Annotated in this window: 13 protein-coding genes; 6 read left to right on the top strand and 7 right to left on the bottom strand. The window is 60.8% G+C overall.

What is annotated here, in order from left to right:
• A partial coding sequence (locus AC1Q61_RS32095) for an ISL3 family transposase (protein WP_492651446.1) occupies window positions 1–902 on the top strand: 902 nt, incomplete at its 5' end.
• A 58-nt stretch (window positions 903–960) separates the two neighbouring features.
• Here AC1Q61_RS32095 and AC1Q61_RS32090 read toward each other — a convergent pair.
• From AC1Q61_RS32090 to AC1Q61_RS32070, 5 genes are read right to left on the bottom strand one after another with little or no spacing between them, the layout of a single operon-like run.
• Window positions 961–1,422, bottom strand: a complete 462-nt coding sequence (locus tag AC1Q61_RS32090) for a MaoC family dehydratase (RefSeq protein ID WP_075836538.1) — start codon at window positions 1,420–1,422, stop codon at window positions 961–963.
• A 24-nt stretch (window positions 1,423–1,446) separates the two neighbouring features.
• Window positions 1,447–2,658, bottom strand: a complete 1,212-nt coding sequence (locus AC1Q61_RS32085; protein ID WP_075836536.1) for an acetyl-CoA C-acetyltransferase — start codon at window positions 2,656–2,658, stop codon at window positions 1,447–1,449.
• A gap of 51 nt (window positions 2,659–2,709) precedes the next feature.
• Window positions 2,710–3,438, bottom strand: a complete 729-nt coding sequence (fabG, locus tag AC1Q61_RS32080; RefSeq protein WP_075836534.1) for a 3-oxoacyl-ACP reductase FabG — start codon at window positions 3,436–3,438, stop codon at window positions 2,710–2,712.
• A gap of 38 nt (window positions 3,439–3,476) precedes the next feature.
• Window positions 3,477–4,691 (bottom strand): CaiB/BaiF CoA transferase family protein, encoded by a 1,215-nt coding sequence (locus tag AC1Q61_RS32075; protein WP_075836532.1) that lies wholly within the window; start codon window positions 4,689–4,691, stop codon window positions 3,477–3,479.
• Entirely contained in the window at window positions 4,688–5,866 is a 1,179-nt protein-coding gene (locus AC1Q61_RS32070) for an acyl-CoA dehydrogenase family protein (protein WP_230074794.1), read from the bottom strand. Before AC1Q61_RS32070 ends, AC1Q61_RS32075 begins: the two co-directional genes overlap by 4 nt.
• 88 nt (window positions 5,867–5,954) lie before the next feature.
• On the opposite strand from AC1Q61_RS32070, the gene AC1Q61_RS32065 reads away from it, so the two are divergent.
• Complete coding sequence (locus AC1Q61_RS32065) at window positions 5,955–6,845, top strand: LysR family transcriptional regulator (protein ID WP_075836528.1); 891 nt, start codon at window positions 5,955–5,957, stop codon at window positions 6,843–6,845.
• A 177-nt stretch (window positions 6,846–7,022) separates the two neighbouring features.
• Here the strand turns inward: AC1Q61_RS32065 and AC1Q61_RS32060 are convergent, their stop codons facing one another.
• Together AC1Q61_RS32060 and AC1Q61_RS32055 are read right to left on the bottom strand one after the other, a co-directional pair.
• Window positions 7,023–8,240 (bottom strand): helix-turn-helix domain-containing protein, encoded by a 1,218-nt coding sequence (locus AC1Q61_RS32060; RefSeq protein WP_075836526.1) that lies wholly within the window; start codon window positions 8,238–8,240, stop codon window positions 7,023–7,025.
• 4 nt (window positions 8,241–8,244) lie between these two features.
• The gene (locus AC1Q61_RS32055) at window positions 8,245–9,309 is read right to left on the bottom strand and encodes an alcohol dehydrogenase (RefSeq protein WP_075836525.1); all 1,065 of its coding nucleotides are present in this window, start codon (window positions 9,307–9,309) and stop codon (window positions 8,245–8,247) included.
• A gap of 224 nt (window positions 9,310–9,533) precedes the next feature.
• Here AC1Q61_RS32055 and AC1Q61_RS32050 point away from each other — a divergent pair, with 224 nt between their 5' ends.
• From AC1Q61_RS32050 to AC1Q61_RS32035, 4 genes are read left to right on the top strand one after another with little or no spacing between them, the layout of a single operon-like run.
• Window positions 9,534–10,466 carry an alpha/beta hydrolase gene (locus tag AC1Q61_RS32050; protein ID WP_075836524.1) on the top strand — a complete coding sequence of 311 codons (933 nt, stop codon included), beginning with the start codon at window positions 9,534–9,536 and terminating at the stop codon, window positions 10,464–10,466.
• 36 nt (window positions 10,467–10,502) lie between these two features.
• Window positions 10,503–12,128: a flavin-containing monooxygenase gene (locus AC1Q61_RS32045; protein WP_075836523.1), complete on the top strand. Its 1,626-nt coding sequence runs from the start codon at window positions 10,503–10,505 to the stop codon at window positions 12,126–12,128.
• 31 nt (window positions 12,129–12,159) lie between these two features.
• Entirely contained in the window at window positions 12,160–13,542 is a 1,383-nt protein-coding gene (locus tag AC1Q61_RS32040) for an NAD-dependent succinate-semialdehyde dehydrogenase (protein WP_075836522.1), read from the top strand.
• Window positions 13,539–14,294 (top strand): glucose 1-dehydrogenase, encoded by a 756-nt coding sequence (locus AC1Q61_RS32035; RefSeq protein WP_075836521.1) that lies wholly within the window; start codon window positions 13,539–13,541, stop codon window positions 14,292–14,294. The genes AC1Q61_RS32040 and AC1Q61_RS32035 overlap by 4 nt, the downstream gene beginning before the upstream one ends.
• Window positions 14,295–14,830: the final 536 nt, after the last annotated feature.

Here is a 14,830-nt window from a genome sequence, read left to right as displayed (position 1 = left end):
CCTGCCTGGAAACAGTTCTTGCTCGTGTCGTCGATTCGGATCAACTTTCACAAGCTCATCGGTGGATTCAGGCTAAACCTTCGATCGAACGCACCGCATCGGAGCAACGGAGTATGGCCGCCGAACAGGTACACCCGACTCGTCAGGAGAGTTCGATACTCGCCGCCCGCACGAAACAGCGATTCGAGGCGGTCACAACTCTCAAGAACGAAGGCATAGGAATCGATGCGATCGCACGGCAACTCGGACTGGCACGGGAGACCGTCCGCCGTTTCTACTACGCAAGCAGTGTCGATGAATTGTTGGGGGCGCCGCGGGCCGGCCGGCCAACTATGTTGGACGAGTTCGCCGAATACCTTCACGAGCGTTTCAATGACGGCCATGCCTCCGCTGCTGTACTTTACGAAGAACTTCGAGCATTGGGATATCGCGGCAGCTACAGCTCCGTCCGGGATTACCTTCGTCCGTTTCGCAGAATAGGGGCAGCACCACCGTCCACACCGAAAGTGCCGAAGGTGCGGCGGATCACGTCGTGGATGCTGCGTCACCCCGACAACCTCACCGACGACGAGCAGATCAGGCTCAAGCAGGTTCTCGCCAGCTGTCCACATCTCGAAGCAACTGCAGGCCATGTCAAGTCGTTTGCGGAGATGCTCATCGAACGCCTTGGCAAACAATTGAACTCGTGGATGTCTGCCGTCTCGGCAGATGATCTGCCGCACTTGCATCGCTTCGTCCGAGGTCTCGACACCGACCATGCAGCCGTCCGAAACGGGCTGACCCTGCCGCATAGTTCCGGCGCCGTCGAAGGCCACGTGAACCGAATCAAGATGCTCAAACGACAAATGTATGGGCGCGCTGGATTCGACTTGCTTCGCAAACGAATACTCCTCAGCGGCTGAAACTTTCAAAATCGATCACGGAAAGTGGGCCAGAACCACTTTTCAACCGTCGTCAACACTATTGAAACACGATGCGTGAAATCGTTGCGGCGATCAGCGCTGGCCGCTTGGCACCTTCGATTTCGAGGGTATGCTCCAGCTGGATCTGAAGTGCCCCGCCGTGTACTTCCTCGACAGAAGCCAATGTTGAACGTAGACGAACCTGCGCACCGACTAGTACAGGGTTGACGAATCTTACTTTGTTCGATCCATAGTTGACGATCAGCTTGGCACCTTCGATCGTGTAAATCTGTGCTGCAAGTGTAGGCAACAGGGCCAAACTCAGGTATCCGTGCGCTATCGGACCGCCGAAAGGACTTTCCGCGGTGGCGCGTTCGACATCGATGTGAATCCACTGGTGGTCGCCTGTAGCTTCTGCGAATTGGTCGACCATGTTCTGGGTGATGGCCTTCCAGTCGCTCGTACCCAGATCGTCACGGACGGCGGCGTGTAGTTCCTCGGGTGTCCTAAATGTTCGCATGCTTATCGAGTTCCTCTATCAGTGTCAGTGGATGTTTTCAAACACCGCAGCAAGTCCCTGTCCACCGCCGATACACATAGTCTCCAAGCCGTACCTCACATCTCGCCGCCGCATCTCACGAAGCAACGTCGCGAGTATCCGGCCGCCCGTTGCCCCCACCGGGTGTCCCAGCGAAATACCCGAACCATGCGGGTTCAGTCGCTGATCGTCGGGTTCAACTCCCCAGGTACGCAGCACCGCCAGCGTCTGCGCTGCGAACGCTTCGTTCAACTCGATCACATCCATGTCGGCCAACGTCAAGCCCGCACGACTAAGCGCTTTCTCGGATGCCGGCACGGGTCCGATGCCCATGGTCCGGGGAGGCACACCGGCCAGTCCCCAACTCACCAACCGTGCCAGGGGCCGGAGACCGAGTTCGGCTGCCCGACCCGGAGTGGTCACGATGGCAAGGGCGGCTCCGTCGTTCTGTCCACTTGCGTTGCCCGCGGTGACAGTCGAGTCCGGATCGATCTTCGACCTTATCGGACGGAGCTTGGCCAGACCCTCGACAGAGGTGTCGGCACGCGGGTGCTCGTCGGTGTCGACCAGAAGTGGCTCGCCGCGCCGCTGCGGAATCGGCACTACCGCGATCTCTTCGGCGAACACGCCGTTCTTCTGTGCTGTAACCGCACGCTGGTGCGATTGCACCGCGAGTGCGTCCTGATCTGCACGGCTGATGGAGAACTCTGCACGTAGGTGCTCGGCGGTTTCGATCATCCCGCCGAGCACCGGGAAGTTCGTCCCGCCTGCGGTGACACGGGCCCGTGCCAATCGATCGCTCAACACTACCGATTCGGCCTTAACGCCCCACCGCATGCCGGTGGCATAGAACTCGGCCTGACTCATGCTTTCGACTCCCCCGGCGAGGACCAGATCGCTGCCACCCGACTGCACTTGCATGCACGCTTGCAGAACAGCCTGTAGGCCGGAGCCGCATCGTCGGTCGACCTGCTGACCGGGTACCTCGATCCCGAGGCCGGTGTCGAGTGCTGCGACGCGTCCGATGGCCGGTGACTCTCCGTTCGGTGACGCTTGTCCGAGAATGACGTCGTCGATCACGGTCCCGTCCAGTCCGGTGCGGGCGCACAGTTCCTTGATCACGATGGCAGCGAGTTCCTGCGGTGCGACGTCGCGGAATACTCCCCCGAAGCGTCCGACTGGTGTGCGCAGCGGTTCGCAGATGACGGCGTTTGGCATGAATTTCCTTCTTGGATGCGTGGATCGAGCAATTGAGACCGGCGGCGGTCGCTACATGTAGCGTCCGCCGGTGACCTCGGAGACCGTTCCGGTCATGTACGAGGACAGGTCAGAGGCATAGAACAGGGCGACCGACGCCACCTCACGGGGGTCACCGGCACGCTGCATCGGGATTTCCGACATCTTTTGATCCCATGCCTTCTGCGGCATCGCTTCGGTCATCGCCGTCTTGATCAAACCCGGCTGAATCACATTCACTCGGACACCGAGGTGCGCAACTTCTTTCGCTGCTGCCTTGGACAGGCCGACGATTCCGGCTTTCGCGGCCGAGTAGTTGCTCTGGCCGATAAAGCCCACCTTCGCTGAAATCGAGGACAGATTGATGATCGATCCCCCGCCGTTTTCGCGCATGACGCCGGCCGCGATCCGCGTGCCGTTCCAACACCCTTTCAGGTGCACGTCGATGACCTGATCGAACTGATCCTCGGTCATCTTCCGCATGGTTGCATCACGGGTGATCCCCGCATTGTTGACCATGATGTCAATCGACCCGAACGAAGAAGCGGCACTGTCCACCAAGGCTTGCACGTCTTCGGCGGAGGTCACGTTGCAACGCACCCCGACGGCGTCCGTAGGTAGAGCGGCGGCGGCTTCTTTCGCTTTCGTTTCGTCGAGATCGCCGATCACGATGTTCGCCCCGTTTTCGGCGAACAGTGTCGCGATCGCGAGACCGATGCCCTGGGCACCGCCGGTGATGACCGCTGTACGCCCTGAAATCATGAATTGTCCTGTTCTGAAGTGTGATTGGGATAGTCGTATCACCGAACGAGGTCGGTGTCGAAAGCAGGGTCCTGCACGGCGACGCCTTCACGCAGCATGGTGTCCACCGTGTCCGGATCCTGCCCGGATTCGATCAACAACGAGCGTGTGTGCTGCCCCAGTGCGGGAACGTCGCCCATGCGTGCCTCGAAGTCAGCGAACGTCGCCGGTGGCAGCAAAGCCCGTGCGGTCGAGTGTTCGGTGCCGACGGTCCGCCAACGGTCGCGTTCGACGATCTGCGGATGCTCGATGACTTGCCTCATCTGTTTCACCTGGGCCGCAGGGATGCCGGCGGCAGCCAACTTCGTGTCGAGATCTGTTGTCGTGAACAACGATGTGCGTGCGGCGACGACGGCATCGCATTCAGCGCGGTTCTGGACGCGTAAAACATTAGTGGCGAAGCGCAGGTCTTCGGCCATCTCCGGAATTCCTAGTACGTCAGTGACGAGGGTCTGCCAACCGCGATCGTTCTGGACGCCGATCAGTATCTGTCCGTCCTGGGTCGGATATGCATCGTACGGGGCGATGGAGCTGTGACTGACACCCATCCGCGGAGGCTGCGCGCCGGTGTACATCTGTGTGTACATCGCGTGCCCCAACCACTCCACCGTCGAGTCGAGCATCGAGATGTCGATCGTCGCACCAGCACCCGTGCGCCCACGCCTGAGCAATGCCGCAAGCACTGCTTGAGCGCAATACATGCCAGTAGCGATGTCGGCCGTAGGTACTCCCGTCTTGGCGGGTTCGTCCGGTGTTCCGGTAATGGAAATCAAGCCCGCTTCGGCCTGGATCAGCATGTCGTAGGACTTGCGATCCTGCATCGGCCCACCCTTACCGAATCCAGACATGTTGACGACGACCAGACTCGGCTTCGTCGCGCGTAATTCGTTCGCGCCGAATCCGAGTCGCTCTGAAGCACCAGGGGCAAGATTTTGTACGAAAACGTCCGCGTTCTCGATCAGCCGGTGGACGATACTGCGACCTCGGTTTGATTTGAGATCAATGGCGAGGGATTCCTTGCCTCGGTTGAGCCACACGAAGTGCGCACCCGTTCCATGCACTGCATGGTCGTAGCCACGTGCCAGATCACCTCCGTCGGTCCGTTCGATCTTGATCACTCGGGCACCAAGATCGGCGAGGTTTCTGGTTGCAAGGGGTGCTGCGACGGCCTGTTCGATCGCCACGACGGTGAACCCCTCGAGTGGTGCGTTCACTTGCTGCGCTTCTGCTGCGCGCGAATCAATCCGCCTCCGACGATCAGGCGCTGAATTTCGCTCGTGCCCTCGTACAAGCGAAGTAGCCGAACGTCACGATAGATCCGCTCGACCGGAACCTCCCGCATATACCCTGCCCCGCCATGGATTTGGACAGCCAGATCAGCGACCTTGCCGACCATTTCGGTGCAGAACAGTTTCACGGCCGATGGAGCTATCCACCGATCGGTGTCCTCGACCCAGGCCCTCGCTGCCTCACGGACCATGGCCCGGCCCGCCATGACCCCAATCTGTTGGTCGGCGATCATCGCCTGAACTAGCTGGAAGTTTCCGATTGGTTCGCCACCCTGAGTCGATGCTGCTGCGTGCGCGACGGACTCGTCGAGCGCACGTTGCGCCTGGCCGACAGCGAGTGCCGCGATGTGCACACGTCCGCGTGCCAGCGAGGTCATCGCCGCCTTGTATCCGATGTCTCCCTTTCCGCCGACCAGTGACTCGGCGTCGACCTTCACGTCGGTGAACGTCACGTCCGCAGTGCCCGACCCTTGCTGGCCCATCTTGGCGTCCTTGACCCCGATCTCGATCCCGGCAGTATCTGCCGGGACAAGGAAGACTGCGATACCGTTTCCGCTCTCCGGCTTCGGATCCAGCTTGGCGAAGACGACAAACATGTCGGCGATGGGCGCATTGGTGATGTATCGCTTGTTGCCGTTGATCATCCAGCCCGAGCCGTCTGCCTTGGCGGTCGTCCTGAGCCCTGCGGGGTTCGATCCTGCCCCGTCCTCGGTCAGCGCAAACGAGGCGACGATGTCACCGGCGGCCATGCCCGGTAGCCACTGCGCTTTCTGATCCTCGGTTCCGAACCCGACGAGGACCTGCCCGGCGATACCGTTGTTGGTTCCGAACATCGAGCGGAGTGCCAGCGAGGTGTAGCCGAGTTCCATGGCAAGCTCGACATCCTGAATGAGGTTGAGGCCCAAGCCGCCCCACTTCTGGGGTATCGAAAAACCGAACAAGCCCATCTCTGCAGACTGTGTCCGTATATCGGCAGGTATTGCGTCGGTGTTCATGATCTCGAGTTCCCGCGGAACCACCCACGACCGCACGAAGTGTGAAATCTGCTTCAGCACGTCGGAGAAGACATCGTCGGGTACTTCGGGGTTCAGCGTTTCCATACGAGAACTATCAACCCCACCATTACTGTCAGTCCAATACTTAATTGATACTTGTGTATTACCGTAGATGCAATAAAGGAGTCCCTGGATGGATGTCGAACAACTTCGCGCGTTCCTCGCCGTCGCCGAGGAGCTTCACTTCGGTCGCGCCGCGGCCCGACTGCATGTGGCGCAGCCGCCCCTCAGTCGCACCATCAAACAACTCGAAAAGCATCTGGGTGCAAGACTGTTCGATCGAAATACCCGTTCCGTGAAATTGACGGCCAGCGGTCAGGCATTGATCGAACCTGCACGCGCAGTCCTCGAAGGTTTGCGTAGCGCGGAAGACGCAGTCAAGTCGGCCGCCGGCGGCGAGAGTGGTTTGGTGCGAATCGCGTTCGCCGGCGTCTCGACGCATCGCATGGTCGCGCGGCTTGCCCGCATCGTGCGCTCTGAGCATCCAGGTATCGAGTTGGAACTTTCCAGCCAGAACTTCGCTCAGCCAGCCATGAAGAGGCTGCTCAGCGGGGACACCGACATAGCGTTGGGTAGGTGGGATGTCATTCCTGCGAGCGTGGAGTCCGAGGTGGTACTAGTCGACCATCTGGTCGTGGCAGTGGCCGACACACACACGTTGGCCGGTGCGACTCGGGTCGATATCGACCGACTCGCGAACGAGCAGTTCATCTCACTGCCGTTCCACGAAGGATCTGTCCTTCCTGATCGGCTGCGCCGACTCGCCGTCGCCCGCGGGTTCGTCGCCGATGTCGTTCAGATCGCACCGGACACCCAGACCGCTCTGGCTCTGGTGGCGGCCGAGGTCGGCTGTCACCTGACGTTGTCGTCGGTGGCGGACAACGTCACCGACCCTCATGTGGTTTTCGTGCCGCTATGTGATTCGACGGCAGACGTGGACATGCGGGCAGCGTGGCGGAGAGACAGTACTAACCCAGCGCTGCGAGTGGTCCTGCAATACGTCATCGGTCTCCGGCAGCACTGAGACTAGATGCCGAGTTTTCAGTCTCAGGAGCGCGGCGAGCGCCATCGCTTCCGGACACGGTCAGCTGGCCACTGTTCCAGAGCTCTTGCCGCCAGGTTCCTCGCTGATAGAGGTATCGTCGCGCGGAAATCGCGCATTCTGCGGATCGTCGATACCGAACAATGACGTTCCGAGGGGTCAGCTACGAATCTTCAACGCCCGCATCTTCCTGTACAGGGTGGTACGGCCGATCCCTAACAGTCCCGCCGCCAACGACTTGTTCCCATTCGTTTCCGACAATGCCCGGTTGATTGCATCACGCTCCGCTTCTTCGTAGCGGCTCAGGGACGGCGTTGACGATCCGCGGGCATGAGTGGACGTCGCCGTGAAATTGCCCGTTGATCCGTGGTCGCGGTCGGGTAACGGATCAGGCGACGCCGAGGGTGCATCGTCGCGTCGTCGCCAATCCAGACCCATCACTGCATCCTCGGACGCAGACTCTGCATCGCTCGGATCAGTGAATTCGAGCGCGAAGATCGCGTCCTGCCCTGCTCGCCCTAATCGGCGGACGGTTGCCTCGGTGCCGAGAGTCGGTAGCTCGAGACGCATGCTGTCCTCATCCCACCGATACCGGCGCAAGGTGTCCCACAACCCTGCGTGTGCTTCCGCGTCGAAGTGCGCGAGAGCCGGGAGGTCGGTCATCACGGTTCCTGAGTTCATCACCAGTACCGGATTCTTGGAGGTGCGCAAGTTGCGATATGTGCGCGCCAGCTCGAGATCTCGCGAATCGGCCATGAGTTCGAGGGCTTCGGAAATCTCGTACCCGGCTTGCCGGACCATCGACACCATCAGGGGACTGGCCGAATCGACATGAGATGCGATGGACAGCGATCCGACGATTCTGCCCGTGATCGGATGCTTGATAGGCGTTCCGGCACATGCCAGGGATGCAAGCGCGTCGTTGAAGTGTTCTGTTCCGCGGACGAACACTACTCCGCGTGCTTCGATCGGCGTGCCCAAACCGTTGGTGCCCAGGGCTTGCTCGGAGAAGTCGAAACCTTCGACAGCGTTGGCGCGGTCCAGGGAGGGCTCGTCCTGCGGGTCGACGATGCGGCGTGAGACTATGCGACCTGCCTCGTCGGCCAAAAACAGGGTCATACGCGAATCGGTCAGGTTGGTCTGCCACTGGTCGAGAATGCGACCAGCAGCGCGCAGGATGGCTGTGTCGGGATCTATTTCGCCGACTATGTGAGGACCTGCTGCCGGGTCAACGCTCAGCGAGACCGAACGGCGCCAACTCTGCTCGATTTCGTGCGCGACAAGCGATGCAGGCAGCGAAGCCCGCACGAGCCCCTGAGTGATCAGTTGCTCGCGCGCGCGTCGTACGGCGTCGTCGCGGTGTGCGCGGTCGCTCACTTTTCTAGTGTGGAGTAGTAAGGACGATGCGTCCAGCAACGCCACCTGCCGTGAGCTCATCCAATGCGCGGGTGACCTCCGCTGCCGACAGGGCACGCTCGGCTATCGGAATGGTGGGGATCTGCCCCGTTTGGGCGATCCGAACGAGGTCTCGCAGTTGGTCGAGCGTTCCGACGAAACTGCCTTCGAGGCGAATCATGCGCAAAGCGAGTAGTGCCGTGGGGACGGTGAATTCGCCGCCGAAGAGTCCGACCTGCACCATGATTCCTGCCTTGGCCAACACCTCGAACCCCAGTGTTGCGGTGGCTCCATTGTTGACGAAGTCGATGACCGCCCCGGCCGGCCCTCCCACAGCGCGTCGAACGTCGCGCGCTGTTGTATCCGAACCCGAGAGCACGGTGGCCGATGCGCCCATGTCGCGAGCGAGGGACAGGTTCTGATCTGCGCGGTCGACCGCGCAGATCGCCCGATGTCCTCGCGCACGCAGGATCGCGATAGCTGTCAGCCCTAGCCCGCCCGCACCGAAAACGACGACCGGCTCGTCCGGTTCGAGCGGAAGGATCCTGTCGACCGCACTGTGGGCCGTCAATCCTGAACAGGCAAGCGTCGCAGCCCAACTCGGATCCAGTCCGTCGATGTCGACGAGGTATTTCGCGTCGGGAACGAGGACGTATTCGGCGTACCCGCCGTGACGGGCAACACCGAGGTTTCTTCCTGTGGCGCAACTGTTGTCATGGCCTGATCGGCACTGGCGGCATTCGCCGCATCCGATCCACGGATAGATCAAGCGGACATCACCAGGGCGTACAGTGTCCACGGCTTCGCCTACCTGCTCTACGATGCCGACGACTTCGTGGCCGAGCACCATGGGGTATTCGACGCCACGGTCTTTCATGTTCATCATCCCTTTGCTGCCGAGGTCATAGCCACCCTCGCGTAGGTGTGTGTCGGTGTGACACACACCGGCTCTCAGCACCCGCAGAAGAACGCTGCTCCCTTCAGGCGCCGGCACGGGGACCTCCACTTCGTGGATCGTCGTATCGTCGGGAAACACTGCATATGCGCGCATGAACAAGCACCTCTTCGGGTGGAAGGAATGTGGCGGTGTCCTCATCATGACCACGCATCCTGACTGCCGACTGTTTCATAACGGAACACAGGTGTCGTGCATTGTGCTCCTACGTTGGTTCTAGAAGGGAGTGCTGCCCGTCACAAAACTTCCAGTGTGTGGCACGCCCGACATATCAGACCGCGGCCGATTTCCTTTTCGCCGTGACGAGCCCAGGAGAACCCATGAGCACCGCCGTTGCCAGCGATTCGAACGCCACACATGATGACAGCACCGATGACGTACTGCGAGAACTCTATGCCGATTGGTCTGAGATCATGTCGAGCACACCGGATCTGACGATCCGTCTACTGCGTTCGATCTTCGACGAGTGGCACCAACCGACCGTAGAACCCGAAGGGGTGACTTACCGCGAAGACACTGTCGGCGGCGTCCCCGGCATCTGGTGCTTGCCCGAAGGAGCAGATCGGTCGAAAGTTCTGCTCTACACCCACGGTGGAGGTTTCGCCGTCGGCTCCGCATCGAGCCACCGCAAACTTGCTGGCCACGTCGCTAAAGCGCTCGGATCGGCCAGTCTCGTGCTCGACTACCGGCGCGCCCCGGAACACACACATCCCGCGCAGATCGAGGACGGTGTCGCAGCGTTCGACGCGCTCGTGGCTTCCGGCATCACCGCTCGTGATATCACCACCATCGGTGATTCGGCAGGCGGGAACCTGGCTATCGCCATCGCTCTGGCCCTCGCCGACCAAGGCAAAAGTGGCCCTGGCAGTGTCATTGCCTTCTCCCCCTGGCTGGACATGGAGAACAAAGGCCAGACTCTGGTCACCAACAACGACACCGATGCGCTGATCACACCAGAGTTGTTGGAAGGCATGATCTCCGGCGTTCTCGGAGGCACCGTCGACCCGACCACTCCACTCGCGAACCCGCTGCACGCCGACTTCGCAGGCTTCCCACGGCTGTATCTCACGGCTGGCAGCGTTGAATCACTCCTCGACAATGCCACCCGAGTGGCCGAACGCGCCGAAGCTGCCGGTGTCGATGTCACCCTTTCGATCGGGGAAGGGCAGCAGCATGTCTACCCGTTTCTGGCCGGCCGTTCCCCGCTTGTTGCCGAGGAATTTGCGCAGCTATCCGCCTGGTACCACGCCTGAACTTTCATTCCTCGTAACGACCAAGGACTTCAAACCATGACTACACAAAAGGCCCTGACCACTGTCGATGCCATCGTCATCGGCGCCGGATTCGGCGGGATCTACGCCGTCCACAAACTGGCCAACGAGCTCGGCCTCACGACGGTCGGCTTCGACAAGGCAGACGGCCCGGGCGGCACGTGGTACTGGAACCGCTACCCGGGTGCACTGTCCGACACCGAAAGCCACGTCTACCGGTTCTCATTCGACCGTGACCTGCTTCAGGACGGTACCTGGAAGCACACCTACACCACTCAACCCGAGATTCTCGAATACCTTGAGGATGTCGTTTCCCGGTTCGACCTACGCCGGCACTTCCACTTCGGCACTGCCGTCGAATCTGCGGTGTATCTCGAAGACGAACAACTGTGGGAAGTCACCACCGACACAGGCGAGATCTACCGCGCTACCTACGTCGTCAATGCTGTCGGGCTCCTCTCCGCCATCAATCGACCGGATCTGCCCGGTCTCGAGACATTCGAAGGCGAGACCATCCACACCGCAGCGTGGCCCGAGGGCAAGGATCTCACCGGCCGCCGCGTCGGCGTGATCGGTACCGGATCTACTGGGCAACAGGTCATCACGGCCCTGGCGCCAACGGTCGAACACCTCACTGTATTCGTGCGAACTCCCCAGTACTCGGTGCCGGTCGGCAAGCGCGCGGTGACCGACGAGCAGATCGACGCAGTCAAAGCCGACTACGAGAACATCTGGACTCAGGTCAAAAGATCCTCGGTGGCATTCGGCTTCGAGGAATCTACTGTTCCGGCCATGAGCGTGTCCGCGGAAGAACGCCTCAGGGTCTACGAAGAGGCATGGGAGCAGGGCGGCGGTTTCCGATTCATGTTCGGAACCTTCGGTGACATCGCTACCGACGAAGAAGCCAACGAAACTGCAGCATCGTTCATTCGCTCGAAGATCACCGCCATGATCGAAGACCCGGAGACTGCCCGCAAACTGACGCCCACCGGACTATTCGCGAGACGACCGTTGTGCGACGACGGGTACTTCCAGGTCTTCAACCGCCCGAACGTCGAGGCGGTCGCCATCAAGGAAAACCCCATTCGTGAGATCACAGCCAAGGGCGTGGTGACCGAGGACGGCGTCCTGCACAAATTGGACGTCCTGGTCTTCGCCACCGGCTTCGACGCCGTCGACGGGAACTACCGCCGCATGACCATTTCCGGTCGCGGTGGCCTGAACATCAACGACCATTGGGACGGCCAACCCACCAGCTACCTGGGGATTGCCACCGCGAACTTCCCCAACTGGTTCATGGTGCTCGGCCCCAACGGACCGTTCACGAACCTTCCTCCAAGCATCGAAACTCAGGTCGAGTGGATCAGCGACACCATAGGTTACGTCGAGCGGACAGGTGTGCGGGCGATCGAACCCACACCGGAGGCGGAATCCGCATGGACCGCGACCTGCACGGACATCGCGAACATGACCGTCTTCACCAAGGTTGATTCATGGATCTTCGGGGCCAATGTTCCAGGAAAGAAGCCCAGCGTGCTGTTCTACCTTGGCGGGCTCGGCAACTACCGCGCCGTCCTGGCAGACGTCACCGAGGGGGGCTATCAGGGCTTTGCTCTGAAGACGGCCGACACCGTCGACGCCTGACTCCCGATCGATACGAAAACAGGAGACGACCATGGGTGTGTACACCACCATCGACCCTGCCAACGGTCAGGAATTCGCGCGGTATCCGGAAATATCGGACGACGAGTTGGACGTCCTCATCGGCAGCAGCGCAAACGCCTACAGGAGTTGGCGCGCAACAGATCTCGAACAAAGAAGCCTTGCGCTTGGCAGGGTCGCCGAACTCTATCGAGAACAATCCCACGAACTGGCCAAGCTGCTCACTTTGGAGATGGGCAAACCGATCGCACAAGCACAAGGCGAGGTGGAGCTGGTTGCCTCGATCTATCAGTATTACGCAGACCACGCCGCAGAATTCATGCAGGATGAGACCCTCGACATCGCCGGTAGCGGGACGGCGGTCGTGCGGACCGAGCCGATCGGACCGCTCGTCGGAGTCATGCCGTGGAACTACCCCTATTACCAGGTGGCACGCTTCGCTGCTCCCAACATCGCACTGGGCAACACGATCATCCTCAAACATGCGCGCAACTGCCCGCAGTCCGCCCTGGCCATCGAGCGAGTCTTCCTCGAAGCCGGGCTGCCGACCGACGTATATCGCAATGCCTTCGTCTCCTCAGCCCAGGTCGCTGCGGCTGTAGCGGATCAGCGAGTCCAAGGTGTGTCACTGACCGGATCGGAGAAGGCAGGGTCGGCCGTCGCTGAGGTAGCGGGCCGGCACCTGAAGAAATGCGTACTTGAACTGGGCGGTTCGGACCCCTTCATCGTATTGGAAGATGCCGACATAGACATCGCTGCTGCCGCCGCCGTCGTCGGTCGGCTCGGAAACGGCGGACAGGCGTGCACTGCGTCGAAGCGGTTTCTCGTCGACGACAGCGTGTACGACGAATTCGTAACGAAGTTCGTCGACGGGATGGCTGGCTGGCTACCCGACGACCCGACCAGCCCCGAGACAAAGCTCGGGCCACTCGCGTCGCACGCGGGAGTCGAGGAAGTCGACGAGCTTGTCCAGGACGCACTCTCCCGCGGGGCCGAGGCTCTCTTGGGTGGCAACCGACCGGAAGGGGTCGGCGCCTACTACCCGCCCACCGTGCTGGCTGGAGTTACACGCGAGATGCGTGCATTCCGCGAAGAGCTGTTCGGCCCGGTAGCGGTCCTCTACCGCACCCGGTCTCTAGATGAGGCGATCGACCTGGCCAACGACTCCCCGTTCGGCCTCTCATCCAGTGTGTTCACCTCGGATCCGGACAAGGCCGGCCGAGTGGCCGAGGAACTCGAAACCGGAATGGTCTGGATCAACGGCACCAGCAAGACGGCCCCGGACCTACCGTTCGGCGGTGTCAAGGGATCGGGGTTCGGTCGCGAGCTCGCCAAGTTCGGCTTGAACGAATTCGCCAACAAAAAGTTGGTGCGAAATCCGAAGGGAATGAAATGACCAAGCGTGTTGAAGGCAAAATTGCCGTCGTGACCGGTGGCGCCACAGGTATGGGGCGCGCGCACGCCCAGCTGTTAGCGGAAGAGGGTGCCGCCGTTGTCGTCACCGATATCGACGTCGAAGGCGGCAAGGAGACCGTCAAGCTGATCGAGAAGGACGGCGGTACTGCGTCTTTCGTGCAGCACGACGTCTCGAGTTCGGCAGGTTGGAAGGTTGTCGTCGACCATGCCGTCCAGTCCCACGGCCGCGTCGACATCCTGGTGAACAATGCGGGCATCCTCGCTTTCACGTCACTGCAGGACACGGAGGAAGACGTGTGGGACCGCATCTTCGCGGTCAATGCCAAGGGCACGTACCTGGGCTGCAAGACGATCATCCCTGCGATGAAGGAGTCGAAGGCGCCGTCGATCGTCAACATCTCGTCCATGTACGGGATCATCGGCGCCCCAAATGCAGCCGCCTACGAGGCATCGAAGGGTGCAGTGCGGACTCTGACGAAAGCCGCTGCAGTGGACCTGCAAGAGTTCGGGATTCGAGTGAACTCGGTGCACCCAGGAGTGATTGCGACGGCGATGACAAACGATATCCTGGCCGATCCCGAAGGGAAGAAGGCTCTCTTGGGCACCACCATCCTGGGTCGTGCGGCCCAGCCGGAGGAGGTATCCACGGTGGTACTGTTTCTTGCCTCGGATGAGTCCTCGTTCATGACCGGGTCCGAAGTCGTAGTCGACGGCGGCTACATCGCTCAATAGGGCAGCTTCAGCTTAATTCAGTGCACCGCGCCTCGGGTGGCATCAGCCGAGGCGCGGGGCACTGTAAGGACAAGCGGCCAGCCAACTACCAGTGCATCCTGCAACTCGAAACACACCACATACCAGGCAATTTCGACTTCGGCCACCGCACGATATCGACGGAAAGGCGATGCCCGTCCGGCTGTTGAAACACATGAGGGACCGCATGGTGCCGACGACCTGCTCACCTCATCCAGCCAGTCAAAAACGACCTGCCAAACCGCTGTAGTTCCTGCCGCCCCGCCGAGTGCAGTGGCGGGGGTGCGGACACGCGTCAAACCCGTTACGCCCCAAGGAGAAACCAACCACGGGGACATGCCACTACCGCAGTTCAAGCCCAATATGCGGCCGTGCTCCAGCAGACCATCGACGGCCGCTGACTCAGGACCCCTCGCCCGACTCCGGCCCGCCGGCACCCTTAGCCTGAATCCACCGATAGAACTTCCATTGACCGGAGTGTCTAACTGAAGAAAGTGCCCCCTGAACTGGGATGATTT

The sequence above is a fragment of the Rhodococcus sp. MPR-R1B genome, from assembly GCF_058793255.1.
Note: the sequence above shows the minus strand (reverse complement) of the source record. Positions and strands in the feature narration are given on the sequence as shown.

What these genes read in the sequence shown, in the direction of transcription:
- AC1Q61_RS32085 (WP_075836536.1), bottom strand. Translation starts at nt 2,658, where the DNA reads ATGCCAAACGCCGTCATCTGCGAACCGCTGCGCACACCAGTCGGACGC.
- AC1Q61_RS32070 (WP_230074794.1), bottom strand. Translation starts at nt 5,866, where the DNA reads ATGGAAACGCTGAACCCCGAAGTACCCGACGATGTCTTCTCCGACGTG.
- AC1Q61_RS32065 (WP_075836528.1), top strand. Translation starts at nt 5,955, where the DNA reads ATGGATGTCGAACAACTTCGCGCGTTCCTCGCCGTCGCCGAGGAGCTT.
- AC1Q61_RS32050 (WP_075836524.1), top strand. Translation starts at nt 9,534, where the DNA reads ATGAGCACCGCCGTTGCCAGCGATTCGAACGCCACACATGATGACAGC.
- AC1Q61_RS32045 (WP_075836523.1), top strand. Translation starts at nt 10,503, where the DNA reads ATGACTACACAAAAGGCCCTGACCACTGTCGATGCCATCGTCATCGGC.
- AC1Q61_RS32055 (WP_075836525.1), bottom strand. Translation starts at nt 9,309, where the DNA reads ATGCGCGCATATGCAGTGTTTCCCGACGATACGACGATCCACGAAGTG.
- AC1Q61_RS32090 (WP_075836538.1), bottom strand. Translation starts at nt 1,422, where the DNA reads ATGCGAACATTTAGGACACCCGAGGAACTACACGCCGCCGTCCGTGAC.
- AC1Q61_RS32035 (WP_075836521.1), top strand. Translation starts at nt 13,539, where the DNA reads ATGACCAAGCGTGTTGAAGGCAAAATTGCCGTCGTGACCGGTGGCGCC.
- fabG (WP_075836534.1), bottom strand. Translation starts at nt 3,438, where the DNA reads ATGATTTCAGGGCGTACAGCGGTCATCACCGGCGGTGCCCAGGGCATC.
- AC1Q61_RS32040 (WP_075836522.1), top strand. Translation starts at nt 12,160, where the DNA reads ATGGGTGTGTACACCACCATCGACCCTGCCAACGGTCAGGAATTCGCG.